Raw genomic sequence first — 23,804 nt, 5'->3', positions numbered from 1 at the left:
AGGTTACGTTCTACTGTATTTGATGAAGGGGTTGTTGTGAAATGGCAGATCATTTAAACAGAATTCTGGTAGTGGATGATGAAGAACGCATTCGCCGCCTGCTTAAGATGTATCTTGAAAAAGAAGGCTATGAAATCGATGAAGCAGAAGATGGAGAAATCGCTCTTCGTAAAGCAACTGCAAATGACTACGGTCTGATTTTGCTGGATGTTATGCTGCCTGGCATTGATGGAATGGAAGTGTTGACCCGACTCAGAGGGGTCAAGTCAACACCAGTCTTAATGCTTACAGCTAAAGGCGAAGAGATTAATCGTGTACAGGGCTTTGAGATGGGTGCTGATGACTATGTCGTGAAGCCATTTAGCCCTCGCGAAGTGATTTATCGCGTGAAGGCCATTATGCGCCGTTCTTCGGCAACTGCATTTTTGTCCAAAGAGAGCAACTCCAGTAATAACATTGTATTTACTCATCTTATTATTGAGCATGACGCACACCGGGTTACTGCTGGCGGTGAAGAAGTGAGTCTGACACCGAAAGAATACGAACTGCTGCATTATTTGGCGATATCGCCGGATAAAGTATTCTCTCGTGAAGAATTGCTTAAAGATGTTTGGAATTATGAGTTTTTCGGAGATTTACGTACTGTAGATACCCATGTTAAACGTCTTCGTGAAAAACTGAATAAGGTATCACCGGAATCTGCGGCGATGATTACTACCGTATGGGGTGTAGGCTACAAACTTGAGGTACCTAAATAAGTGAACTTCTGGAGAAGTCTTGTCGGTAAGCTGTGGGTTACGATCATCTGCCTGGTCGCTGTCGTACTGATTACACTCGGGTTGTTTCTACTTCCCTATATCGACAGTAACTTTGCCAATTCTGGTGATATCAAACGTTTATTTATGTATACCTGCATGATCGGATTTTCTTTGACGACATTCTTCGCGTTGTTCTTGTTCACCAAGATCACTCAACCGATGCAACGTGTCATCGAGGCTGCAAACAATATTCGACGTGGTGAATACGGAACAAGGCTGACGCTTGTCACGAGCGACGAAATCGGTCAATTGGCGACTTCCTTCAACCATATGGCTGAGGAGTTGGAAGAGAATATCCGCAGTCTGCACCATGAGAAGGGTCATCTATCCAGTGTATTACGCAGCATGAGTGATGCTGTAATCACCTTCGACACCCTAGGCCAGATAATTCTGACCAATCCGCATGGTCAATCGCTTCTTGAGAGTTGGAGCGATTTAGAGTGGGAACAAGAGAGTGATATTGAACCTCATTCGGAAACGGCTGAGAGTAATGTTCCACCTCCCCTTCGTCCTTTATTTTTGAGCACGTTGAAACAAGGCGGCGATGAGCGTTCTAATGTACATGTCCGGCAGGGCGTGTGGTCCGTCCATATGGCACCTTTATATTCTGAGGGTAGCATTCGTGGAGTGGTTGCTGTTCTGCGTGATGTGACTGAAGAAGTACGACTCGAAAAAATGCGCCGTGACTTCGTGGCGAACGTCTCTCATGAGATTCGGACGCCATTATCGATGATGCAAGGTTATAGTGAGGCTTTACTTGACGGCATGGCTACTTCACCAGAGGAAAGCAGTGAACTGATTCAGGTCATTCATGATGAATCACTCCGTATGGGACGTCTTGTAAAGGATTTACTCGACCTTGCGCGAATGGAAGCCGGACACACGGATATGTTGAAGGCAGAGGTAGATATGAATGAACTGCTTGAACGTGTGTACCGTAAATTTTCCGTACGTGCTAAAGAGCGTGATATTCATCTGCAGCTAAACAAAGAGAGCGATGTCCTTGTTCTTAAGGCTGCGGATGAAGATAAGCTGGAGCAGGTCTTAACGAACTTGCTCGATAATGCTTTTCGTCATACACAGGGCGGTAAGAAGATCACAGTTCATACAGGAACTTGTGTCTTAGAAGGACGTCGCTATTTTGAAATTAAGATTCAGGATGAAGGCGTCGGTATTCCTCAGGAAGACCTGCCGTATATATTTGACCGTTTCTACAAAGCCGACAAGGCACGTGTACGTGGAGAGTCAGGTGGAACGGGACTTGGGCTTGCGATCGTTAAAAATATTGTTGAGTCGCATCATGGAACCATTACAGCTTCCAGTAAATTGGGTGAGAGTACTACCTTTACCCTAAGACTTCCTGTCGAAAAACAGTAATTCCAAACACAATGTGTGATAGCGCCTCTGACAGCAGAGGTGCTTTTTGTTGAAACGAACACATTAATCTTGTTCATCGTGGAACATATCTCATTGTTTATGCTTGGGAGGCCATCAAATGATTTTATCTTTAGACCAAGGGACTACCAGTTCACGAGCCATATTGTTCGATAAGGACGCTAGAATGGTCTCACAAGGACAATATGAGGTTGAACAATCTTTCCCCCGCCCTGGCTGGGTGGAGCATGACCCAGAGCAAATTTGGGCGTCACAGCTTGCAGCTGCAAGAGAGGCGATTACTCGGAGCGGGATTGCGCCTCAGGAAATATTTTCTATCGGTATTACGAATCAGAGGGAAACGGCCCTAATCTGGGATAGAGCAACAGGTAAGCCGATTTATCCTGCGATTGTATGGCAGGACAGACGTACTGCAGAGCTATGTGAAGAGATCAAGAGTAAGGGGTTAGAGGGACTTATTGCTAGCAAGACGGGACTCGTTGTGGATGCTTATTTTTCTGCAACCAAATTCTCCTGGATTCTTGATCATGTGGAAGGCGCCCGAGAGCGTGCGAATAATGGCGAGTTATTAGCTGGGACGGTGGACAGTTGGTTAATCTGGAAGCTTACTGGCGGAGCTATACATGCCACTGACGTAACTAACGCATCACGTACGATGCTATATAATCTCCATAAACGCTGCTGGGATGAAAAGCTAATGGATGAGCTTCGAGTACCACACTCCATCCTGCCAGAAGTGAGAATGTCCGGTAGTGAATTTGGTGCAGCAGATGCACAGTGGTTCGGTGCAGAAATCCCTATTCACTCTGTATTGGGAGATCAACAGGCTGCTTTGTTTGGGCATACTTGTCTTGAACCCGGCAGTGCCAAAAACACCTATGGAACTGGATGCTTTATTCTGATGAATACAGGTACGGAAGCCGTTGTCTCCAGTCATGGTCTGTTGACCACTGTGGCCTGGGGAATGGGAGAGGAACTCTATTATGCGCTCGAGGGCAGTGTATTTGTAGCCGGAGCGGCTGTACAATGGCTTCAGGAGGGGCTGGGACTCATAACGGAGCCGGCAGGCTCAGAAGACAAAGCACGGGAAGTTGAGGACAGTGAAGGGGTTGTCGTCGTACCAGCTTTCACTGGACTCGGTGCACCTTATTGGGATATGTACGCACGTGGAGCCGTATTCGGTCTAACTAGAGGTACAACCTCGGGACATTTGGTACGGGCAACGTTAGAGTCATTAGCATTTCAGTCTAGAGACGTAATAGGGGCTATGGAAAAAGATGCGGGCATGCCATTAACCGGTCTTCGTGTAGATGGTGGAGCTGTTCGTAATGATTTGCTGATGCAGTTCCAGTCTGATATCCTCGGTAGTGAAGTTACTCGAACTACATATGCGGAGACGACTGCGTTGGGAGCAGCGCTTTTGGCTGGATTAACCTCTGGGGTCTGGACAAGAGAACAGCTGGAAAGCTTCAACAAAGCGGAGAGGGTCTTTTCACCTGTAATGGGTATGGATGAGCGTGAACGTCGCTACAGCGCCTGGAAAGACGCTGTAGCGCGTACCATGGGCTGGGAGAAACATGAAGGATATCAGTGATCAGGGAGATGCATATGTCTAAGAACAGAAATATAGAAACTGATCCTGCAGGAATGCTTGGCGGATCAGAATCAGATCTTCCGACTGGATTGGCCAAGCCTGCGCTTCGAGCACTCCATGGTGCTGGGTATACAGAGATTCACCAAATCAGTAAGCTCACTGAGTCAGAGCTTCTGCAGTTACACGGGATGGGACCTAAGGCACTTAATCAATTACGGCGTGCGCTCACGGAGAAAGGTTTGTCCTTTGCCAGTGAGTCCTAAAGTCCCCATCACAGATTAACACAAAAAGCGGCAAGCTAAGGATTATCCTTGGCCTGCCGCTTTTTGTGTTGCAATATTCAATAACAAATGCTACATTTTGCCATCCGGCATATAGTTACTTTATTTCTTCAATCGTTTCGAGAAGGATATTAAAAGCGGTAATGATTCTAGGTGCCCCTATTGCGGGTACTAAGTGTAATAGAATCCCTTTGAGTTGTTCTACAGTAACTCCCACACGAAGAGCCATGACATAATGAACACCCAATTGATCAAACTGACCCATCGAAATCAGGGCAGAGATAACTGCGATTTCCTTCCAGTCAGCTTCGATTGTGTTGCGTTGAAAAATATCGCCGTAGGCATTTCCCATAATAAATTCAGCCAAATCAGGGAAATGTTCTTTAATCGGAGCCAGTGCCTTAGCTCCGTAGTCTCCTGAGAGATTCGTGAAGTGGTTAAGACCACTGTTTACATTGTCTTTCATAAGTGACCTCCTAATTTAGGTTCAAAGTACGATGAGCAGTCGGAGGGACCTCATCACGGTCTGTTAGCAGTTCAATGACGGCAACACGGTTGATGGCAACAGCGTCCTTGATAGCTGTTTCGAACTCCTCAGCTGTCTCACATTTGTAACCCGTAGCACCAAGTGATTCTGCGAATTTCACAGCGTCCATAGGGACTTCGTAGATCGTTCCGTCAATACGTCCTGTAGTTTTTTCCATACCTTTTAGAGCCATATCTAGCTGTTTATTATTCACAACAATGAATATGACAGGAATATCCTTGCAGACAGCAGCGTTAATCTCTGCGCCTAGCATCATAAAGCAGCCGTCTCCTGTAATGCAGAAGATCGTTTCTTCTGGTGCAGCAACCTTTGCGCCAATTGCCATCCCGATGGAATTACCCATACAAGCAAAGTAAGCATCGAATACAAAACTGCCAGGTTTCTTAACCTTGTACCATTTCGCAGCATGGAAACCGTGACTTCCATCATCAACAAAGACTGTGCTGTTATAAGGAATCAAATCACTCATCGTACTCAAGACCGATGCAAGTGAAAGGTTTGGTAAAATCGGAGGCTCTTCGGTATAATCGGAATTTGTCGGTGCTTCGCGTTTTGTGATGTTGTTCGTGTCAATATTATTGAGATAGCAAACTAGATTGTCACGTAGATCTCCAGTCACTGGAATCGTTTTAGAGAACAATATTTTTCCGACAAAAGTCGGATCGCTATCAAACTGAATTAATGTTGCAGGATGATTTTCCTTTTTAAGATTACAAATAGTCATATCGCTTAAACGTGACCCGAGAACGATAAATAGATCACTTTGATTCAGCAAGTCATCCCCATGGGTACAACCGCCTACTCCAATTGGACCGTGATAGAGTGGATGATCCCAAGCTATAGCTCCTTTACCACCTGGAGATGTAACTACAGGAATATTAAATGTTTCTGCTAATTGAATTAGCTCACTATGTGCTCCTGAGCGGTTAACGCCTTTACCCGCGATAATTATTGGATTCTTTGAGTTATTTATAGCATCAAGTACACGGTCGATATTAGCATGGCTGACCAGTGATTCGCGTTCAGGGATTACAATATTACATTCCTCTAGCAATTCCGTTTGTACATCAAAGGGAATACAAAGGTGAACGGGACCACGATTACCGCTCAAAGCAATGGATATGGCATGATTAAAGATTGTGCTAAAGTGATCTCCACGTTCAATAAGCTTGCTATATAAGGTGGCAGGTCTAAACATATCAGCTAAATCAGCTAGAAAAGAGGTAGAGTCCTGACATTGGGGAATTCCAAGCTCTTTAATAGATTGATGGCCAGTAATAAATAGGACAGGTAGGTTGTTGGCCTTAGCATGTGCTGCTGCAGTTAGTAGGTTTGTTCCACCAGGACCCGAAGTGCCAAAAGCTACGCCTAGTTTTCCAGTTTTCAGCGCATAACCAGCTGCTTCGAAGCCGGAACTGCTTTCATGTCTTCCAGGAATAAATTCAATACCGTAATCTACCATTTTAAGAACGATAGGACAAATGGATTTACCGATGATACCAAAGGAATGGGTAACACCAAGGTTCCGTAGTGCTTCCGACATGTAATCTGCGACTGTCTTCAAAAAATACACCTCACAAGTTGATTGTTATTTTAAAACCAAACACTAGAAAACCTGTGCTCTAAAATAGGGCACAGGTTGGTAGCATAAATCGCCATAGAGACTGAACAAAAGTCCAGTCGTCTTGGTTTTCAGCAACCTGGCAGTCATGGCCTCAGATTAAAAATGAGGCTGTAGATCCATGGTTTTGCGTCATCCTCTTTCGAAGATTTTGCCAATATTAATTTAGAAATTTATAAGAAGAATTTTCCTTTACAATATATTCCTAGACACTCTTTGTCAATATATTATCGCAAATTAACTCGAATTTTGACGAAAGTCTTGTCGAACCTATGAAATAATAGATATAAAAAAACTGCTCCTAAGTCTAAGCTTAGGAGCAGTTTTTGAATTTGTTTATATGATTTGGACGTCACTTAAAACTTGAAAATATGGATCGTCTTCTGTAGATTAAATACAGCCTGAGTCATTTTCTCAGTTTCTTCTGCAACGGACTGCAGGGCATTAATTTGTTCATTCATAGCGGCTGATACTTCTTCGGTGCCGGCAGCGGTTTGCTGCGTGATCGCAGAGATATTCTCGATTGCACTTGAGATTTTCAATGCACTTTCCAACATAAGATCACTTTCGGCAGAGAAGGAGGAGATCTGCTCGGTAATATACTGTACACTTTGCACGATTTGAGCAAAGATATGAGCAGATTGAGTGATCATCTCATTCTGTACCTGTACGACTTCTTCGTTGATAGCGATATTATCAATCGCTTGTTTAATATCAGTTTCGATGCTCCGAACCAAGCCAAAGACTTCCTTCGTAGAAGCCGTTGATTCTTCAGCGAGCTTGCGAACCTCCTGTGCGACTACAGCAAATCCTCGACCATGTTCTCCTGCACGCGCTGCTTCGATGGAAGCATTTAGTGATAACAGGTTGGTCTGTTCAGCGATCTCAGTAATGGTCTTTGTGATCATCGTAATGCCGCGAGCATTTTGAGAAAGGGCTTCGATAGTGTCAGCTACTTTTTGAGTAGCCTGGATGTTTTTACGCATGCCTTCAGCTTGAGTATCAACGGATTGGCGTCCTTGTTCAACTAGCTCTAATGTATGTATTGAACGTCTGTTCATTTCTTTTGTTGAGTTCGTATAATTGGATACTTTATTCTCAATATCTTTAATAGATTCTGTCATTTCAGCGATATCCGTAGATATTTCATTTGCACCAAGAGCTAGCTCGTTAGACGAAGAGGCTACCTGTGCCATGACAATTTTCAAATTCTGATTCTTATCTTCGATTCCACGGCTTGCATCCATAACTTGACGAGTGATTTGTGATGCTTCTGTCAAAATCTTCTTGAGCTTGTCAATCATAGTATTAAAGGAACGGCTTACGTCCCCCATAGACCCGTTCTCGTCGGCTCTACTAGTAAAATCCCCTTTTGAAATACTATGAGATACATTCGCGATGTCATCAAAAGAAGATGTAAGCGTTCTCTCGATAAAGCGGGCCACTGGGAAGGTTAGAGCAGCAAGAACGACGATTAGAACAATACCCAAAATAATGTTGCCTAAGATCATAAAAGTAACTAAAACAGGAATGGCAAATAGTGCGGCAACGAGGTAACATCCGGCAACAATTCTTTGTTTTAACGGAAGTTTATGCATCCAGTTCATTGGTATAATGTCCTCCTTATTAATATTATGTATTGGTGTTATTATATGGGATTTAAAGGTGATTGGTCTATAGTAAGAACTGACATAAATCTTCTTTTCGGAGTAGTTCTTTAGATTTCGTGTCAAAAATCCTCATAAATAGCGGAAATTTTTGCGATAGCAGACTTTACCATCTCTAAAAGTTCTTGCGGTGAAAGTACAATAACCGAGGGACTAAAAGAAAGGATTATCCGGCAGGCCGACTCGATCGTATTAAATTCGGCTTCTACGTTCACCCACTCTGCATTGCTAGATGGCTCTATCATATGGATAGAAACGAATCTTTCACGTTGCAATTCTTTTAAGACAGATGTTCTAACCCTTAATTTTACCGGATATTTTGGCAGTGCTGCTTTGAAGGCTGTAGTGGACTCTTCCCAATAATGTTTTAAATCAAATTCATCAGGCCTGTTAAACCGCTCATTGGTCTCTTCTACGTTTATCAATCTGGACACACGAAAGGTTCGCAGTTCATCCCCTATATTGGCTACGACATACCAAACTCCTCGTTTTGCAACTAACCCAAGAGGTTCAATCATCCGGACTTTTGTCTCGTCGTTCCGGAGATAAGTGATTTTTACTTTACGGTCTTCCCAAAGAGCTCTCTGCAGTACAGAAAGGAACGGATAAGTCTCATCCGAAGGATGCCAACTGGCACCGTCAATATGGATCCGCTGGCTTAGATAATTTGCTGGGTTACTAGTTCGATGAGAGGAAGCAACCTCCAGTTTGAGAACAGCGGAAGAGAAGTCGTCCTGTATCCCCAGATCTTTCATAATAGATGAGTCAGTGGACAGAAGCAGTGAACCAATCTCTTGTGGCTTCATACCTGTTAAGGAGGTTCGGTACCCTTCTGTAAGCATCCAACCTCCTTCACGCCCTCGTTCAGCTACAATCGGGATGCCTGAAGCACTCAATGCTTCCATATCTCTAAACACCGTTCGTTCTGACACTTCGAGTGTTTGGGCCAGCTCTCGAGAAGTCATTTTTCCACGTTTTTGCAATAGAAGCAATATAGATAACAAACGGTCGGCTCGCATTTATTATTTACTCCTCCTCGAATTAAATATTGGACGTGCTCCATTCAACCATTCTAAATTTTGATTATATTATATATGTCAGTGGATGTCATATATTAAGGCTATACTTATAAAACGTAGGGAATGATCACAGAATACTGAAATTGAAAACATACTGAAAGGGTTGAGGGGAATGACATTGAAAGGAAAAGTGGCACTGGTTACGGGGAGCAGTAGAGGCGCTGGTAGAGGGATCGCTTTAGAATTAGCAAGAAGAGGTGCTTTTGTCTATATTACAGGGAGAACCATAGATGTATCTGCCACTGAACCAATTAAGGGGAGCATAAATAGCGTACTTAGAGAGATAAAAGAGGGTGGAGGATCTGGTGCGGTAATCCAATGTGACCATACGAAGGATCAGGAAACAGAAGCAGTGATCCGTCAAATCGCTGAAGAGCAGGGGCGGCTCGATATTTTAGTGAATAACGTATGGGGAGGCAATGATCTAGCTATCGAGCAGAAGCCTTTTTGGGAGCTATCTACAGCTCATTGGGAGAATATGTTTAATGCAGGGGTGAGAGCACAGTTGATCACGAATTATTACGCAATTCCCCTCATGCGGAAGGCAAATACTGGCGGTCTAATTATTCATACAACCTTTTGGGATCATTATAAATATCTGGGCAACTTTTATTATGATCTTTCTAAAAATTCACTTTTACGTATGGCCTTCGGACTATCGAAGGAGTTAAAAGATGACGGTATTGCAGTTATTCCACTTTCACCCGGATGGATGAGAACAGAAGCAGTTTTAGAAGCCATGAACACAGATGAGGAACATTGGCAAGAGGTCGAGGAGCTGAAAATGAGTGGATCGACGACATATATTGGTCGAGCTGTGGCTGCACTGGCCGCTGATCCGGAAGTAATGTCCATGTCCGGTGAGCCGCAGCTGGTTGGAAAGCTAGCTGAAAAGTATGGATTTACCGATACTGATGGAAGGACCATCCCTGCATTCATAATATAGGAAGAAAAAGTTTCGTTAAATCAAAAAAAGGCCACTCCAGTACATACTGGAATGACCTTTTTATGTTATAGATTAAAGTAGGATGATTTCTTCAGCAGTGTTAATCTCTGGTAAACCAGCAAGTTTCACTAGGACATCCTTAGGAACAGCTTTGTCAACGGTCAGCAACATGATTGCAGCGCCCCCAATAATTTTACGTCCCACTTGCATGGATGCGATATTAACATCGTTCTCACCGAGCAATGTACCCACAAGTCCGATAATTCCTACTTTGTCGTTATGAGATACGAAGATTTGATGACCTTCAGGAGCAATATCAACCGGGAACTTATTTACTTGAACAATCCGTTCTCCATAACCTTGCAACAGGGTGCCGGCAACAAGATACTCTTGGTCATGATCAGCTTTTAGAGTAACGGTAATTAGGTTGGTAAAGCCCTTAGTTTTGGAAGCTTTAGTTATTACTACGTTCACGTCGCGTGTTTTCGCCAAATGCATCGAGTTTACGATATTTACGTCCTCTGCAAAGTGACGGGAGAGCACACCTTTTACAATGTAACGGGTTAGGGGTTGGGTATCTACATCTGAAAGATCCCCAGCGTATTCAACATGGATCTCACGGATAGCAGCAGCTGCGATTTGGGTAACAAAGCTGCCCAATTTTTCTCCAAGCGTGAAGTAAGGTTGAAGCTTGTTCATTACACTTGGAGCCACCGGAGGAATATTGACAGCGTTAATGAACGGTTCATTACGCAGAATATGCAATACTTGCTCCGAAACATCGATCGCCACATTTTCCTGAGCTTCAATTGTAGAAGCGCCCAAGTGAGGAGTCACGATGATTTTTGGATGCGACAAGAAGGGGTGATCTGCTTGAGGTGGCTCTTTTTCGAATACATCAAATGCAGCGCCTGCGACAATACCGCTATCAATTGCCTCTACTAACGCCATTTCATCAATAACACCACCACGGGCACAGTTGATGATACGCATTCCCTTTTTCATTACTTCGAATTGTGGGCGAGAAATCATATGGCGTGTTTCCGGAGTAAGTGGAGTGTGCACAGTAATGAAGTCTGCTCCGCGTACAACATCGTCTACGGAAGCTAATTTAACTTCCATCTTTTCAGCACGTTCAGCGGTTAGGAAAGGATCAAAAGCAAGAATTTCCATACCGAAAGCTTTGGCACGTTTAGCCACTTCGCTACCGATTCTGCCCATTCCGAGTACACCTAAGGTTTTTCCGCGAAGCTCTACACCTACGAAGGTTTTTCTATCCCAGGTTCCACCAATTGTTTTTGCATAAGCTTGTGGAATGTGACGGGCCAGAGCCATCATCATTGCGAAAGCATGCTCACAAGTCGTAATTGTATTTCCATCCGGAGCATTGATTACAACAATACCACGCTTTGTTGCAGCATCCAGTTTGATATTATCTACACCAACACCTGCACGACCAATTACTTTTAGATTTTTTCCTGCTTCGATGATTTTGTCTGTTACGGTAGTTTGACTGCGGACAAGTAAGCCATCGTATTCACCGATAATTGCAATGAGTTCGTCTTCACTGAGGCCTGTTTTTTTGTCAACAACTACATCTTCTGCGTCCATCAATTGCTGAATTCCCAAATCACTGATTGGATCCGATACTAATACTTTAAACATGGTTTCTTATCCCCCTTAAAGTTGAAAAGCTTTATATGTCGAGGACGCCTATTGGCAATCCACAATACCTGAAGTTTCACAAACTAGTAGAGAAAAACATGCGATAATAGTAGATCAACGCGGTGTCGCATAAAAGAAATTGCGTGCAAAAGTGCCGCGGAATCGGTAACTTTGGGCAAAAGGGTAGTATAAATTAGGTATTTAGGAACTAAAAAAACTCCCGACCCCCATACTACTGCCGTAGTAAGGGACGAGAGTTATCTTCGTGGTACCACCCTAATTCACTGCAACTTGGAAGAAGCAGCCTCATTGGCCTGCAAAGGCCACACTGGTAACGGAGTTGATCCGATTGTACCTACTTTAAGGTTCGATACAATATCTCAGGAGCGCTAAAGACATCTGTTCGTCACCGGTTTGCACCAACCACCGGCTCTCTGAAGACTATCAGAATCTTTGTTCCATCATCGTTTTTGATTGATTAATTTTTTCATAATGTAACACGGTAATGTAAATGTGTCAATAGGCTTTGAAAGTAGGCTTTCTTGAAGTGAACTTCATTTTTCGTTATGATTCAATGACTGGCTCTACTCATAAAAAAACGGGAGCTGTGGAATCGTCTCCTTGCTATAGTACTGTTGTCGCCACTTCATAAAATCCTCTGTCTGTATAGCACCTGTGGAAATAAGCAGGGTAACAGAGGACTGGACATCCGTAAGATTCAATGAACTGGCAGTACCAGAATGAATCAAATCGTCTATTTTTGCAGTAATGTCCTGAGGATCATAGGCTGCAAAAATTCCGCGGTTCAACATGATATCAGCAATAGATGCGTTCTTTTGGAGAAGGGGCATTTTTTTCCACTGTATAAAGGACATTGTTTTTAGCTCACCAGCATCAGAAGGAATTTTCTGGTTTGTCTTAGAGCCCCACTTTAGCATAGAATCATAAAAGTTCTTTTGTGCGAGCAATCCGAATTTAACCGCGCCGGCAGTATAAGGATCATTTTTCAGCAATTTTGCCGTCTCTGCACCAGATGCACTTGCACTTATTTCACCAGAAGCTTTGGAGAATAAAGTTAAGCTTTTGAGAATGTTTAGCTGTGATTGATGCAATAATGGAGAGTTGGAAAAAATAGAGTCCTGGTTAACTCTTTCATATTGCTTATCTGCTAGAAGGCTGAGATTCTTGATAGCTGCTGCGTTCATACGGGCATCTGTACTGCGTGCCAGCTTGTCCACTTGTGTGTTCCAATTCTGCTTGAATTCCCGATAAGGCAAAAATACGTTATGATAGAAAGTAACAAGATCCTTCTGTTGGTAAGAGCCCGTGAATTCTTCTAATCCATATCCATTGCTGTTCTTTTGTTGCTCATATTTAGCTTCCGTCTTGTCTGCGCCAACCTTGACGCCTGTAAAAAATGCGGCGAAGGCGCAAATAAGGAAAAACAAAAAAAATAGGGTGTATAGCATTTGAGTACGGGAGTTACGTTGGCTCATAATTAGTGCTCCTTTTTCTGGGGGAATTATCCTATGTATTATGTATTGATAGCAACATTATGGACGGTTTCTCTTTCGGAGCTGCCCGAAAAAATTAAAGAACAGGCAGGTCACGATGAAAAAATTCAAATTTGGTGAGATTAAGATAAAAAAAGTAGAACCAGGCCAGTTAACAGACCGTCTTCTGCTCCTCAATCTCTACATTACTCAGGGGCTTACATTAATTATCGGTTTGATATGGATATTATTTCAGAAAAGAAATCCGTTTCAGCTATTAATTTTTCCAGAAAGCGTACATTTTGTGGCATGGGGTCTTGGACTGGCCGCTGTAATGCTGGTAGTTGATTATTTACTGACTCATATTGTACCTGAAGAAAGTATGGATGACGGTGGAATAAACGATCTTTTATTTCGAAATCGGCCTGTATGGCATATTGTTATAATTGCAGCAATGGTATCGATATGTGAGGAGCTTCTGTTCAGAGGAGCGATTCAATATTCCATAGGTCCTTATTGGACGAGTATTCTATTCGCACTTATTCATGTTCGTTATTTGCGCCACTTTGTACCTACCGGATGGGTATTCTTAAGCAGTTATGGTCTTGGATATATATACATTCAATCAGGTAGCCTGTGGGCACCTATACTATGTCATTTCTTCATCGACCTATTCTCTGGTCTGGTGATCCGCTACAGGAGGGAATCATGAGTGAGGAATTGAGCCGGTTGAAGTCTCGTCAGAAAAAGCGTGGTGGCGAAGGCAAAACACCTAGCAAAAGTAAAAAAGCGAATCCGCGATCGGAGGGCGCTCCTAAAAAGAGCAATCATTCGAGGACAGCAACGGCAACTTTATCAAGGAAAGCGCGCCGTCGTCCGGCAGCTTCTACTAAGGGAACTAACGGTGGGAACAAAGAGCAAGAAGAAACTGTTCCATCACGTTCGGATACGTATTCTTCAGAACGTGTTCGACTTAGCAAAATGTTCGTAAACTCACTGATCTTCATTTTTGTTATATTGCTGGCAGCGCTCCTCTGGTGGGGTATCGAAGGGGCGCCGCCTTTGAGAACTTTATGGTGACCGTTTGGTTATGGGGATTGATCGGGGCTGTGCTTCTGATCGGGTTAATTATTGCAGTGATTATGGTGAGTAACGCCTTTAGAAACAGAATTATTACCGAGGAAATAATTCTAAAGTCTCTCCCTGATGTGTTTGATGGATTTCGGATCTTATTTATAACCGACATCCATCGGCGACGCCTTCCATCAGCGTTATTGAATCCGTTAAAGGGAAAAGTAGATGCTGTTTTACTAGGCGGTGATCTAACGGAAAAAAATAGTCCTCTAGATCGACTGGCCGATAATATGACGCTTGTCACCTCTATCGCTCCTACTTATGTAGTGCATGGAAATCATGATTATCGGGCTGATATTTCATGGGTTGATCAGATTATTAATGGCAGTGGTGCAAAGCTGTTAATGGATGAAAATGTGCGTATTGAACGTGAGGGAGCATCTCTTTGGTTAACGGGAGTGGATTTTCCGAAAAAGGGTGGTAAGACCTCATATCGTCCATTTCCGCGTCTTACAATGCCTGATGCTTTAGATGTTACTTGTCGGATCATTCTTGTTCATGATCCGCTCTGGCTCTCCATACAGAAAAGTGTGCCTGCTGATCTGATATTGGCAGGACATACGCATGGAGGACAGGTTATACTTCCTTTTTTGGGTCGCAGGCATGTAGAAAATTTCTATCATAAATATGATGCGGGAATGTTTCAGTGGCCCAGAAGGGATGGAACTGGAAGGGAAGCAAAGCTGTTGATCAGTAGAGGGTTTGGAACCTCTCACTTGCCAATCCGCTGGGGGAGTCCTGCCGAGATGCATGTATTAACCCTCCGAAAAGAGAAAGAGTAGTTAGTAATAAAAAAAGGTAATCACCTCTTCGTAAGGTGATTACCTTTTTTGTTCTATTCCGGAATTAACGCATCTTAAGCTCAATGCTGCGGGGATCTACAAAGCTATAACCTTTGCCTTCAAGTGTAGTAAGCAACTTATCCAAGGCTTCGACTGTCCAAGGGAGCTCATGCATCAGAATATTACTCCCGGAGTGCAACTGGTCCGTTACATTTTTGATCAATTTATCCGTTTTTTCAGTTTCCTTCTCTTTCATCTCCCAGTCTAAAGATCCGTTGGACCAGGTCATATATAGCATCCCGTTCTCAGCGGCAATCTTTTTGCCGACATCACCGCCAGCACCATGTGGAGGGCGGAAAAAGTGAGGGGCTTCACCGATAGTCTCCTTAACAATGCTCTGAACATCTTCGATTTGCTTTTTAACCTCTGCATAAGACTTGTCTTTGAGAATAATATGATCCCAGCTATGGTTGCCAATAATTCCTCCGCGTTTATGAATTAACTCTAAAAGCTCGGGATGCGCTTTAACACGGTAACCATTGACGAAGAAAATGGCTTTGGCTTGATGCTTGTCCAGAACATCCATTAATGGATTAATCATATTCGCATCTTTGGGACCATCGTCGAACGTAAGCAAAACAACCTTTTTATTTGTTGATTCTTCATTGGGGACGATATCATAATTTTTGTTCATATGGTACTGAAGTGGAACTTCAGCAGAGGCTTCAGCCCCAGTATTGGTGTTACTTCCTGCAGTTTCACCTTCTAATGTTGCTTGAGGTGTAGGGGTGACTGCAACTTCCGCTGTTGGTGCCTCTGTTTCTACGCTCTGTGTAGCTGCCGCTGTGGGCTGATTATTTGTTGTGGTTGTTTCCTTAGTATTGTTGCTATCTCCTCCGCTATTGCTACAGGAAGTCAGCAGCAAGGTAGCTAATAGCAGCACTGATGTCATTTTACCCACTTTTTTCATCTCGCTTTCTTGTGATTAGGTTGTATGAGCTGGAATCTTTACGCGAACACTAAACATGATTTTACCATACAAGGAGGCTGGGATTATGAATACTTCGTCATTTTTATGCGGGGTGCTGATGGGCGCCGCAGCCAGTATGATTATGTCCAAAAAGCGGAATTCTTTAATGTCTTCGCTGGGGCAATCAGGTGGTTCCATGAGCGGGGCCGCAGATAAAGCAAAAGAAAAAATAATTGGTATGGCTACGACAGGATTTGGTAACACTGCTGCTTCAAGCAGTAATGCAAGCAATAATGCGCAAAGTAATGGCTCGAACAATGGAACTTCTGAGCATAAAATGGAATCGCCGGCAAAATCAAAAGAATCCAATCTCAAATTACTAAAGGATTTCATTCGCAACAATCCTGAAGTGAAGAGCGAAGTGGAGCAGATTCTAAAAGATACGCATACAGCCATACCGGGATTGTAACCGTAAAGGTCTCCTTCAGAATCATTTTGAGGATGAAATATTCCTCAGGATGATTCTTTTTTATATTCAAGCTCTTGAAAATGGTTTATGAAGTAGAATAGGCTCTTCAGTAGTGGCAACGTTTTAGAGGATTTTATATATTTATTTTCGTGCATTTATCTCTGCAAAATGATAACATACATACATAGTAACCATTTTTGGCTCATTACTCGGGACTCATCATACATTATAATAAATGAGCTTGCAAAAGGAGGATCCTGTCATGAGAATAGAGCGATTAAGTCAAGATAAGATACGGATTTTCCTCACTTTTGACGACCTGAGCGAGCGGGGCATCCAGAAGGAAGACATGTGGCAGGAAGTTCCCAAGGTACATGACCTGTTTACGGAGATGATGGATCAAGCATATAGTGAACTAGGTTTTGATGCTACTGGTCCGCTTGCCGTAGAAGTTTTCGCATTGCCCGCGCAAGGCATGGTCGTTATAGTGACCCGAGGAAAATATGATCACCATCAGTACGGTGCGTCCGGGGAAGAAGAATTGCCAGAAGAGATTTACGAAATGGAAGTTACTCTTGAACAAAGCGACTCCATTGTATATGCATTCCGCGATTTCGAGGTTCTTGTTGAAGCGGCTCATGTGCTCATCGGTAATATTACTTCCCAGGGGAAACTGTATTCTTATAACAATAAATGGTATCTGTACTTCGATCCAAAGGAATTTGAAGAAACGGCGTTGTCAGGTCTTGTTGGCGTACTTGCCGAGTTTGGAGATTCCTCACCGGTTACAGAAGCTGTTCTCGACGAATACGGGAAGACAGTAATGTCGGAGAATGCAGTCCAGTTGTTGTGCACTCATTTTAAGCGTCAGGATTAATTAGCATGATAGGGCTGATGAGCATCATTTTGAAATATAAGAAAGTATAAGTTTCACACTATACTCTATCCTTATATTTCTCGCATAAACGCTTACCGTCCTTATAAGGACGCCAAAGGCGTTTATGCTTGGCTGATTAGCCCTAGTCTTGTTCTTGATGGTGTGGCGGTCATTCTTGAATTAAAGCTGTTATCTGCCTTGCTGTAATCAGCAGAATAAGGCGCTAGGGATATAGGGAGGTTATTCGGTGCTTGTGTTATCGGTTATTTCGTCGGCAGTAGCGCCGGGACTTGCTCTGCTGACCTTTTTTTATTTGAAAGATAAGTATGATCAAGAACCGCTTCATATCGTTATTAAGGTGTTCCTGCTAGGCCTTCTGATTGTATTCCCTGTTATGATCATTCAGAGAGGACTAATGCTGGGGCTGAATGGCGGTCCTTATGTGGAGTCGTTTCTCATATCCGCTGGCGTGGAAGAATGTCTAAAATGGTTTGTGCTTTACCATATGATTTACAATCACACCGAATTTGACGAGCCATATGATGGGATACTATACGCCGTAGCGATTTCGCTCGGCTTCGCAACAATAGAAAATATAATGTATGCTTGGTATAGCAATGCATCAATCGGTTCCATGTTCCTGAGAGCGCTGCTTCCGGTTTCTGGACACGCTATGTTTGGTGTAATCATGGGCTATCATTTAGGGAGAGCCAAGTTCTCAAAAGGAGCTAAAACAAAAGGGATTCTGTTGATCTCTATCTTGTTGCCATGGCTGTGGCATGGGATTTATGACTTTATTTTGAGTACGACAGCTAACTACTGGATATGGTTTATTGTTCCTCTGATGGCTATTCTATGGTACGGAGGAATGGGGAAAGTGGATAGGGCTAACAGCCGATCCCCTTTCCGCTTTCTGAAACGAGAAGAAGAGGTTAACCTATAATCGAGATGGACACACTTATATTCAAAGGATTGTTCCTTAGCGGGGAATTCCAGAGAGGAGAGAGGTGTCTTTTTTTGCGTATAAAAGTCCGTATACTTTGCAAACAATGCGGTGAGACCTACATATTAAGAGGGATAAAAGAGCAGGGTGTTATTCAGACCGGCTTTAAGCAATGCCTTTGCAGTAATAGCAGTGGCTTTGAGATTGAAGAGAGAGCTTAAGTGCTATGATATGAAATTTTGAAGGAATTAGCTTTGTTCATACACTTTAGTCACATTGTGTTACAGACGGGTGCATAAGACTCCTAGTTTATTGTCAAACTAACGCCAATAAGCTATCGAAAGGAGTCTTGTAGCCCTATGTACAAAAGATTAAGTGCTGTAATGTTCCCCCTGACTGCGCTGCTGTTAATTGGAGCGCTCGTGTGGGGTTATCAGGAGAATCAGGAGAAGAATGCGATTCTAATTAAGGCGGAGAACCAATATCAGCGTGCCTTTCATGATTTGTCTTACCATGTGGAACGTCTTCATGGAGAGCTCGGGAACACACTAGCTGTTAACTCCGCTTCTAACGGGATGCACCGCAAAGGACTTGTTAATGTGTGGCGAATGACCAGTGAAGCACAAAATGAAATTAATCAGTTGCCGCTCACATTACTGCCATTTAGTAAAACGGAGGAGTTTCTGTCCAAAATCTCTAACTTTTCTTATAAAGCCGGGATTCGTGATTTCGCTAAGAAGCCTTTGACAGATGGTGAATTGAGCAATTTAAAAGCATTGTATAAGAGTTCTGGAGAAATCTCTAAAGATTTGCAAGATGTTCAGAATAAAGTGATCGGTAGCCGCCTGCGCTGGATGGATGTCGAAACCGCACTGGCTACAGAGAAAAAGGCAGAGGATAATTCGATTATTGACGGCTTCAAGTCGGTGGACAAACGCGTCGAAGGTTACCCTGAACTGGATTGGGGTCCTTCAGTTGCAAGCATTTACGATAAACGTTCTGTAAAAATGCTGGGGGGCACCCCTGTTTCAGTTGAAGATATCAAACGTAAAGCCATTAAGTTTGCAAATGCAGGCTCCAATGCTAAGGTAGATGTGAAAGAAAACGGCAAAAATACGGATTGGCCTTCCTATACGGCTACTGTCAGCGGTTCGAATAATAAGCAGATTATCAGTATGGATTTCACCAAAAATGGTGGTTTGCTGATCTCTTATTATGATAACCGTGAGATTGGTCCAGCTAAGGTATCTTTAGAAGAGGCGGTTACCAAGGCAGAGCAGTTTCTTAAGAAAAAGGGATATCCTCATATGACTGCGGTGAACGCTGACCGTTATGATAATATTGGGAATTTAACCTTTGTAACCAGCCAGAACGATGTATTGATTTATCCTGAGAAAATGACGATTCGCATAGGACTTGATACTGGGACAACGGTTGGATTTGAGGCTAGCGAATATGTCAATGAACATAAGGACAATCGTAAGATTCCAAAGCCTAAGCTCTCCCTTGCGGAAGCAAAGAAATTCCTGAATTCGGATTTCAAGGAGAACTATCATCGCATGGCTTGGATTAAAAATGAGGACTCCGTAGAAGTCTTGACTTACGAATTTGGCGGAGAGGTAAATGGTACTCAGTATCGTATTTATCTTAATGCGGATGATGGCATTGAAGAGTCTGTGGAAGAAATCAGAGCTTCTTCGGGAGTTGAACAAAAGTGAAAGAACAGGGCTTATCCATAATATGGATGAGCCCTTTTTTATTTTTAAATTCAATTAATATTTATCTCATTGGGTGATATTCCCATGCTATAATCATTGTTAACTATACTGATTTGGCGGTGACATCTTTGTATCCTAAAATTAATGAATATCTATACATACAGGTTGCTTCCAGTGACGCTGCTGAAGCAGAAGTTGAATATAGATCGAGAATTGCAGAGACAGAAGACGACGCGTTTCTGATTGAAATTCCTATGCAGGAGAGTAACGGTCGTCTAAAACGACTTTTTATGGGGGACGAGCTTTCGGTTTACTTTATAACTGAGGGCGGCATTAAGAATTACTTTAATACTCATGTTCTCGGGTTTAAAGAAGATGTAATTCGTATGGTACGGATCCAAAAACCAGAGGCGGATTCAATTTTCAAAATTCAGAGACGGAGCTTTTTTCGAGTGAATGCAGATCTTGAATTAGCTGTGAAGGATAACCTTGGTAAAAGATTCCTTGTACGTACAGATGATATTGGTGGAGGAGGAACCTCTTTCTTGGTGGATAACCAGGTGAAGCTCGATGTGGGGGCGAAATTGTCCTGCTGGGTTCTAGTGCCGTATAGAAACGGTAGTATTGAGCATGTGGATTTTGAGGGTGAAGTGGTTCGAATTAAAAAGCTTGAAAATGGGCGTCAATTGGCCATGGTGAAATTTGTGGCTATTACAGATAATGAGCGTCAGAAAATAATACGTTATTGCTTTGAACGTCAGTTTGATTTCCGCAACCGATAGGCATTTTTCTAAGCTCTATTAAGCGTTCTGATTTTGCACTGACGTATAAACTGTGGTATAATTTTATAAGTCGCAGGCAATGCCTGCTTTTTTCTTGATAATATCATCAAGCATATCCAATTGTATTTGCTTCTTGATATTGCAGGAACGAACTTGACATCGCTAGATGCTTTTCTTATGAAAGAGTGTTTGAGGAGGAATGCCCCGTTGGATAGGCAGGGTACACATACTTACGACAGAATTAACGTCGCCATCGACGGACCTGCCGGGGCAGGCAAGAGTACTGTAGCCCGATTGGTAGCCCAGAAGCTGTCTTATATTTATGTCGACACAGGCGCAATGTACCGGGCAATCACCTGGTATATGATCCGTGAAGGCATAGAGCCGGAAGATCAGAATCAAGTGAACCAGAAGGTTCGCGACATGGTTATTGAGCTTATACCGGAAAAAGACATCCAAAAGGTGCTGATTAATGGGGAAGACGTAACGCCGCATATTCGGAGTCTTCAGGTTAGCGGCCTTGTGTCGCAGTATTCGAAGATCGAAGGTGTAAGGTCCAGACTCAGTCATTTGCAGCGTCAGATGGCGCTTCGCAAAGGCGTTGTAATGGATGGCCGCGATATCGGTACAACCGTGCTGCCCGATGCCGAAGTAAAGATTTTTATGACGGCAAGTGTGGAAGAAAGAGCTCTCCGTCGTTATAAGGAATTGAGAGACGCGGAATCGGTGACACTTCAGCAGCTTGAACATGATATTGCACAGCGAGATCGTCTGGATGAAGGACGGGAGATTTCACCGCTGCGCCGTGCGGAAGATGCAATTCTTCTGGACACGACCTATATGGATATCAATCAAGTCGTTGAGGCCATTGTATCCCATTGCAGATCTCATGTTGACGGGGAGAGAAATCATTTATGATTTATGTATTTTGCCGAGGATTGCTTCGCTTGATTTACGCAATTGTTTTCCCGCTTAAGATTGTGGGGGAAGAGAATGTGCCAAAGGAGGGCGGGGTGCTGCTCTGTGCCAACCATATTAGTTTGCTAGATCCGATGACTATTGGGATTAAGCTAGACCGTCAGGTAAAGTATATGGCTAAGGCAGAACTGTTTGAGGTTCCTGTGCTTGGCTGGCTCATTAACAAATTGGGTGCTTTTCCGGTCAAACGTGGTGGCGTAAGCAAAGAATCCATTAAAACGGCCCTTAACACACTTCGTAGTGGTAATGTCATGGGTATCTTCCCGGAGGGTACGCGTAACTCTGACGCCGGAGTTGCCAAGAAAGGGGCTGCAAGCTTCGCACTTCGAAGCGGTGCTGCAGTTGTTCCAGCTGCTATTGTCGGTGAGTACAAACCCTTTCGACGGATGGTTGTTGTCTATGGGGCTCCTATAGATCTCAGTCAATTTGCCGGTGCAGGAAGTGAATCTCTCGAGGCTGTTACCGATGTCATTATGGAACGCATCAACGAGATGAAGAAGTCGGGTATACCAACTGTTAGTTAAGGGATAAACGAAATAATAAATTTCGTCCAGTACTACGATTAAATAACGGCATAGTCGCTATTTTTTGGAACATACTATCTTCAAGTGTAATTTGTAATGCCAAGCAGTGCTTGTTTTGAACTCTGCTATACGCAGGTTTAAATAAATGGGGTTTTGAATCGAGGAGGCTAATCACATGTCTGAAGAAATTAAAAATCAGGAAACTACGGAGAGTAATGAAACCGTAGAAGCGGTGGAATCCGCTGTGACAGAAAATAACGGAGCTGTAGAAGAAGTTGCTGCCGTTAACGAAGAAGAAGTGACTAACCAAGCTGACTTGGAAATCATTTCTTTGAAAAAAGGCGATACCGTGAAAGGAACAATCGTCAAAATCGAAGATAACCAAGCTTATGTAAGCATTGGATATAAATACGACGGCGTGATTCCGATTCGCGAATTGTCCGCAGTACAACTGGACAACGCTGCAGCAGCAGTAGAAGTTGGACAGGAAGTAGAATGTAAAGTTGTTAGCATCAACGACAACAAAGAAAGCCTTGTTCTTTCCAAACGTGCTGTTGATAGCGAAAAATCATGGGAAGATCTTGAGAAATACTTTGCTTCCCAAGAAGCTTTCGAAGTTACTGTAGCTGACGTTGTTAAAGGCGGTCTAGTTGCTGATGTTGGAGCACGTGGATTTATCCCTGCTTCTATGGTTGAGCGTCACTTCGTTGAAGATTTCAGTGATTACAAAGGCCGTACCCTGCGCGTTAAAGTGAAAGAACTTGACCGTGAGAACAGCAAAGTAATCCTGTCCGCTAAAGAAGTCCTTGAAGAAGAGTTCGAAGCCAACAAGCTCAAAATTATGGCTGAACTGTCTGAAGGTCAAATCATTGAAGGTACTGTACAACGTCTAACCCAATTCGGCGCATTTGTTGATGTTGGTGGAGTTGATGGTCTTGTACACGTATCCGAAATCGCTTGGAATCACGTAGAGAAACCTTCTGATGTAGTTTCCGAAGGTGATAAAGTACGTGTTAAAGTACTTAAGGTTGATCCTGAAAAAGGAAAAATCAGCTTGAGTATCAAAGCTGCTGCTCCAGGTCCTTGGGACTCTGCTGCTGGCGAAATTAACATCGGTGATGTTGTAACAGGCGTTGTAAAACGTCTTGTGAACTTCGGAGCATTCGTTGAATTGCTTCCAGGGGTGGAAGGTCTTGTGCACATTTCACAAATCTCCCACAAACACATTGCTACTCCACACGAAGTATTGAAAGAAGGACAAGAAGTTCAAGTGAAAGTACTTGACTTCAACCCATCCGAGAAACGTGTTAGCCTAAGCATCAAAGAAACAGAAGAAGCTCCAGCACCTACTGCTAGACCTGAACGCAGCAACAGCAGAGACAGAGCTCCTAAAGAAGTATTGAACAACCCTAACGTTTCTTTAAGCAACGAAGGCCTTAGCTTTACTCTTGCTGAACGTTTTGGTGACAAGTTGGACAAATTCAAAGGTAATAACTAATCCTGCTTTTTGAATATACGGGT

At 43.2% G+C, this 23,804-nt stretch carries 23 protein-coding genes, 1 riboswitch and 1 other annotated feature; of the genes, 16 read left to right on the top strand and 7 right to left on the bottom strand.

All coding sequences use genetic code 11. The features are described from left to right. Nucleotides 1-41: 41 nt before the first annotated feature. From NSU15_RS20735 to NSU15_RS20720, 4 genes are all read left to right on the top strand, one after another. Complete coding sequence (locus NSU15_RS20735; protein ID WP_036676174.1) at nt 42-758, top strand: response regulator transcription factor; 717 nt, start codon at nt 42-44, stop codon at nt 756-758. Further along, entirely contained in the window at nt 759-2,195 is a 1,437-nt protein-coding gene (locus NSU15_RS20730; protein ID WP_042129626.1) for an ATP-binding protein, read from the top strand. A 118-nt stretch (nt 2,196-2,313) separates the two neighbouring features. Continuing rightward, on the top strand, nt 2,314-3,807 hold the full coding sequence (glpK, locus tag NSU15_RS20725) for a glycerol kinase GlpK (protein WP_339287431.1): 1,494 nt from the start codon (nt 2,314-2,316) through the stop codon (nt 3,805-3,807). Between the two features lie 14 nt (nt 3,808-3,821). Further along, nucleotides 3,822-4,070: a DNA-binding protein gene (locus tag NSU15_RS20720; RefSeq protein ID WP_231573845.1), complete on the top strand. Its 249-nt coding sequence runs from the start codon at nt 3,822-3,824 to the stop codon at nt 4,068-4,070. A gap of 115 nt (nt 4,071-4,185) precedes the next feature. Here NSU15_RS20720 and NSU15_RS20715 read toward each other — a convergent pair whose 3' ends face one another. From NSU15_RS20715 to NSU15_RS20700, 4 genes are all read right to left on the bottom strand, one after another. Beyond that, complete coding sequence (locus tag NSU15_RS20715; protein ID WP_042129622.1) at nt 4,186-4,554, bottom strand: carboxymuconolactone decarboxylase family protein; 369 nt, start codon at nt 4,552-4,554, stop codon at nt 4,186-4,188. A 10-nt stretch (nt 4,555-4,564) separates the two neighbouring features. Beyond that, a complete protein-coding gene (locus tag NSU15_RS20710; protein ID WP_081389882.1) occupies nt 4,565-6,208 on the bottom strand; it encodes a thiamine pyrophosphate-binding protein in 1,644 nt (547 codons plus the stop codon). 118 nt (nt 6,209-6,326) lie between these two features. Beyond that, nucleotides 6,327-6,422: riboswitch (cyclic di-GMP riboswitch) on the bottom strand. Between the two features lie 190 nt (nt 6,423-6,612). Continuing rightward, nucleotides 6,613-7,863, bottom strand: coding sequence for a HAMP domain-containing methyl-accepting chemotaxis protein (locus NSU15_RS20705; protein WP_042129618.1), 1,251 nt, complete (start codon nt 7,861-7,863; stop codon nt 6,613-6,615). 122 nt (nt 7,864-7,985) lie between these two features. Then, nucleotides 7,986-8,942, bottom strand: a complete 957-nt coding sequence (locus NSU15_RS20700) for a YafY family protein (protein WP_339287430.1) — start codon at nt 8,940-8,942, stop codon at nt 7,986-7,988. A 172-nt stretch (nt 8,943-9,114) separates the two neighbouring features. Here NSU15_RS20700 and NSU15_RS20695 point away from each other — a divergent pair, with 172 nt between their 5' ends. After that, a complete protein-coding gene (locus tag NSU15_RS20695) occupies nt 9,115-9,948 on the top strand; it encodes an SDR family NAD(P)-dependent oxidoreductase (RefSeq protein ID WP_339287429.1) in 834 nt (277 codons plus the stop codon). Nucleotides 9,949-10,020: 72 nt separating this feature from the next. Here NSU15_RS20695 and serA read toward each other — a convergent pair whose 3' ends face one another. Together serA and NSU15_RS20685 are read right to left on the bottom strand one after the other, a co-directional pair. Then, nucleotides 10,021-11,613 (bottom strand): phosphoglycerate dehydrogenase, encoded by a 1,593-nt coding sequence (gene serA / locus NSU15_RS20690; RefSeq protein WP_042129612.1) that lies wholly within the window; start codon nt 11,611-11,613, stop codon nt 10,021-10,023. Nucleotides 11,614-11,856: 243 nt separating this feature from the next. Continuing rightward, nucleotides 11,857-12,087, bottom strand: a binding site (T-box leader). Between the two features lie 110 nt (nt 12,088-12,197). Next, nucleotides 12,198-13,109 (bottom strand): hypothetical protein, encoded by a 912-nt coding sequence (locus NSU15_RS20685; RefSeq protein WP_076119783.1) that lies wholly within the window; start codon nt 13,107-13,109, stop codon nt 12,198-12,200. A gap of 115 nt (nt 13,110-13,224) precedes the next feature. On the opposite strand from NSU15_RS20685, the gene NSU15_RS20680 reads away from it, so the two are divergent. From NSU15_RS20680 to NSU15_RS20670, 3 genes are read left to right on the top strand one after another with little or no spacing between them, the layout of a single operon-like run. Continuing rightward, nucleotides 13,225-13,818 (top strand): CPBP family intramembrane glutamic endopeptidase, encoded by a 594-nt coding sequence (locus NSU15_RS20680; RefSeq protein WP_042129608.1) that lies wholly within the window; start codon nt 13,225-13,227, stop codon nt 13,816-13,818. Next, nucleotides 13,815-14,186, top strand: coding sequence for a hypothetical protein (locus tag NSU15_RS20675; RefSeq protein WP_339287428.1), 372 nt, complete (start codon nt 13,815-13,817; stop codon nt 14,184-14,186). The genes NSU15_RS20680 and NSU15_RS20675 overlap by 4 nt, the downstream gene beginning before the upstream one ends. Further along, the gene (locus NSU15_RS20670; RefSeq protein WP_339287427.1) at nt 14,180-15,022 is read left to right on the top strand and encodes a metallophosphoesterase; all 843 of its coding nucleotides are present in this window, start codon (nt 14,180-14,182) and stop codon (nt 15,020-15,022) included. Before NSU15_RS20675 ends, NSU15_RS20670 begins: the two co-directional genes overlap by 7 nt. A gap of 64 nt (nt 15,023-15,086) precedes the next feature. Here NSU15_RS20670 and NSU15_RS20665 read toward each other — a convergent pair whose 3' ends face one another. After that, nucleotides 15,087-15,992 carry a polysaccharide deacetylase family protein gene (locus NSU15_RS20665; RefSeq protein ID WP_339287426.1) on the bottom strand — a complete coding sequence of 302 codons (906 nt, stop codon included), beginning with the start codon at nt 15,990-15,992 and terminating at the stop codon, nt 15,087-15,089. An 85-nt stretch (nt 15,993-16,077) separates the two neighbouring features. Here NSU15_RS20665 and NSU15_RS20660 point away from each other — a divergent pair, with 85 nt between their 5' ends. The 8 genes from NSU15_RS20660 to rpsA all read left to right on the top strand — a co-directional run bounded on the left by NSU15_RS20660 (nt 16,078) and on the right by rpsA (nt 23,781). Next, a complete protein-coding gene (locus tag NSU15_RS20660; RefSeq protein WP_042129605.1) occupies nt 16,078-16,461 on the top strand; it encodes a hypothetical protein in 384 nt (127 codons plus the stop codon). Nucleotides 16,462-16,723: 262 nt separating this feature from the next. Beyond that, nucleotides 16,724-17,338, top strand: a complete 615-nt coding sequence (locus tag NSU15_RS20655; protein ID WP_042129604.1) for a genetic competence negative regulator — start codon at nt 16,724-16,726, stop codon at nt 17,336-17,338. Nucleotides 17,339-17,585: 247 nt separating this feature from the next. Next, on the top strand, nt 17,586-18,281 hold the full coding sequence (prsW, locus tag NSU15_RS20650) for a glutamic-type intramembrane protease PrsW (RefSeq protein WP_042129603.1): 696 nt from the start codon (nt 17,586-17,588) through the stop codon (nt 18,279-18,281). A 359-nt stretch (nt 18,282-18,640) separates the two neighbouring features. Further along, nucleotides 18,641-19,999, top strand: a complete 1,359-nt coding sequence (gene ypeB, locus NSU15_RS20645; RefSeq protein ID WP_339287425.1) for a germination protein YpeB — start codon at nt 18,641-18,643, stop codon at nt 19,997-19,999. 128 nt (nt 20,000-20,127) lie between these two features. Next, on the top strand, nt 20,128-20,781 hold the full coding sequence (locus tag NSU15_RS20640) for a flagellar brake domain-containing protein (protein ID WP_076119780.1): 654 nt from the start codon (nt 20,128-20,130) through the stop codon (nt 20,779-20,781). 207 nt (nt 20,782-20,988) lie between these two features. Continuing rightward, nucleotides 20,989-21,699: a (d)CMP kinase gene (gene cmk, locus NSU15_RS20635; protein WP_231573844.1), complete on the top strand. Its 711-nt coding sequence runs from the start codon at nt 20,989-20,991 to the stop codon at nt 21,697-21,699. Beyond that, entirely contained in the window at nt 21,696-22,283 is a 588-nt protein-coding gene (locus tag NSU15_RS20630) for a lysophospholipid acyltransferase family protein (protein ID WP_042129595.1), read from the top strand. Before cmk ends, NSU15_RS20630 begins: the two co-directional genes overlap by 4 nt. A 175-nt stretch (nt 22,284-22,458) precedes the next feature. After that, entirely contained in the window at nt 22,459-23,781 is a 1,323-nt protein-coding gene (gene rpsA, locus NSU15_RS20625) for a 30S ribosomal protein S1 (protein ID WP_256716304.1), read from the top strand. Nucleotides 23,782-23,804 lie beyond the last annotated feature (23 nt).

The organism is Paenibacillus sp. FSL E2-0201 (assembly GCF_037963325.1).
Lineage (GTDB): Bacteria > Bacillota > Bacilli > Paenibacillales > Paenibacillaceae > Paenibacillus_AQ.
Note: the sequence above shows the minus strand (reverse complement) of the source record. Positions and strands in the feature narration are given on the sequence as shown.

What these genes read in the sequence shown, in the direction of transcription:
- NSU15_RS20660 (WP_042129605.1), top strand. Translation starts at nt 16,078, where the DNA reads ATGAATACTTCGTCATTTTTATGCGGGGTGCTGATGGGCGCCGCAGCC.
- NSU15_RS20705 (WP_042129618.1), bottom strand. Translation starts at nt 7,863, where the DNA reads ATGAACTGGATGCATAAACTTCCGTTAAAACAAAGAATTGTTGCCGGA.
- NSU15_RS20735 (WP_036676174.1), top strand. Translation starts at nt 42, where the DNA reads ATGGCAGATCATTTAAACAGAATTCTGGTAGTGGATGATGAAGAACGC.
- NSU15_RS20655 (WP_042129604.1), top strand. Translation starts at nt 16,724, where the DNA reads ATGAGAATAGAGCGATTAAGTCAAGATAAGATACGGATTTTCCTCACT.
- NSU15_RS20630 (WP_042129595.1), top strand. Translation starts at nt 21,696, where the DNA reads ATGATTTATGTATTTTGCCGAGGATTGCTTCGCTTGATTTACGCAATT.
- NSU15_RS20675 (WP_339287428.1), top strand. Translation starts at nt 13,815, where the DNA reads ATGAGTGAGGAATTGAGCCGGTTGAAGTCTCGTCAGAAAAAGCGTGGT.
- NSU15_RS20720 (WP_231573845.1), top strand. Translation starts at nt 3,822, where the DNA reads ATGTCTAAGAACAGAAATATAGAAACTGATCCTGCAGGAATGCTTGGC.
- glpK (WP_339287431.1), top strand. Translation starts at nt 2,314, where the DNA reads ATGATTTTATCTTTAGACCAAGGGACTACCAGTTCACGAGCCATATTG.
- NSU15_RS20680 (WP_042129608.1), top strand. Translation starts at nt 13,225, where the DNA reads ATGAAAAAATTCAAATTTGGTGAGATTAAGATAAAAAAAGTAGAACCA.
- NSU15_RS20695 (WP_339287429.1), top strand. Translation starts at nt 9,115, where the DNA reads ATGACATTGAAAGGAAAAGTGGCACTGGTTACGGGGAGCAGTAGAGGC.
- ypeB (WP_339287425.1), top strand. Translation starts at nt 18,641, where the DNA reads ATGTACAAAAGATTAAGTGCTGTAATGTTCCCCCTGACTGCGCTGCTG.
- serA (WP_042129612.1), bottom strand. Translation starts at nt 11,613, where the DNA reads ATGTTTAAAGTATTAGTATCGGATCCAATCAGTGATTTGGGAATTCAG.
- NSU15_RS20715 (WP_042129622.1), bottom strand. Translation starts at nt 4,554, where the DNA reads ATGAAAGACAATGTAAACAGTGGTCTTAACCACTTCACGAATCTCTCA.
- rpsA (WP_256716304.1), top strand. Translation starts at nt 22,459, where the DNA reads ATGTCTGAAGAAATTAAAAATCAGGAAACTACGGAGAGTAATGAAACC.
- NSU15_RS20670 (WP_339287427.1), top strand. Translation starts at nt 14,180, where the DNA reads ATGGTGACCGTTTGGTTATGGGGATTGATCGGGGCTGTGCTTCTGATC.
- NSU15_RS20685 (WP_076119783.1), bottom strand. Translation starts at nt 13,109, where the DNA reads ATGAGCCAACGTAACTCCCGTACTCAAATGCTATACACCCTATTTTTT.
- NSU15_RS20700 (WP_339287430.1), bottom strand. Translation starts at nt 8,942, where the DNA reads ATGCGAGCCGACCGTTTGTTATCTATATTGCTTCTATTGCAAAAACGT.
- NSU15_RS20665 (WP_339287426.1), bottom strand. Translation starts at nt 15,992, where the DNA reads ATGAAAAAAGTGGGTAAAATGACATCAGTGCTGCTATTAGCTACCTTG.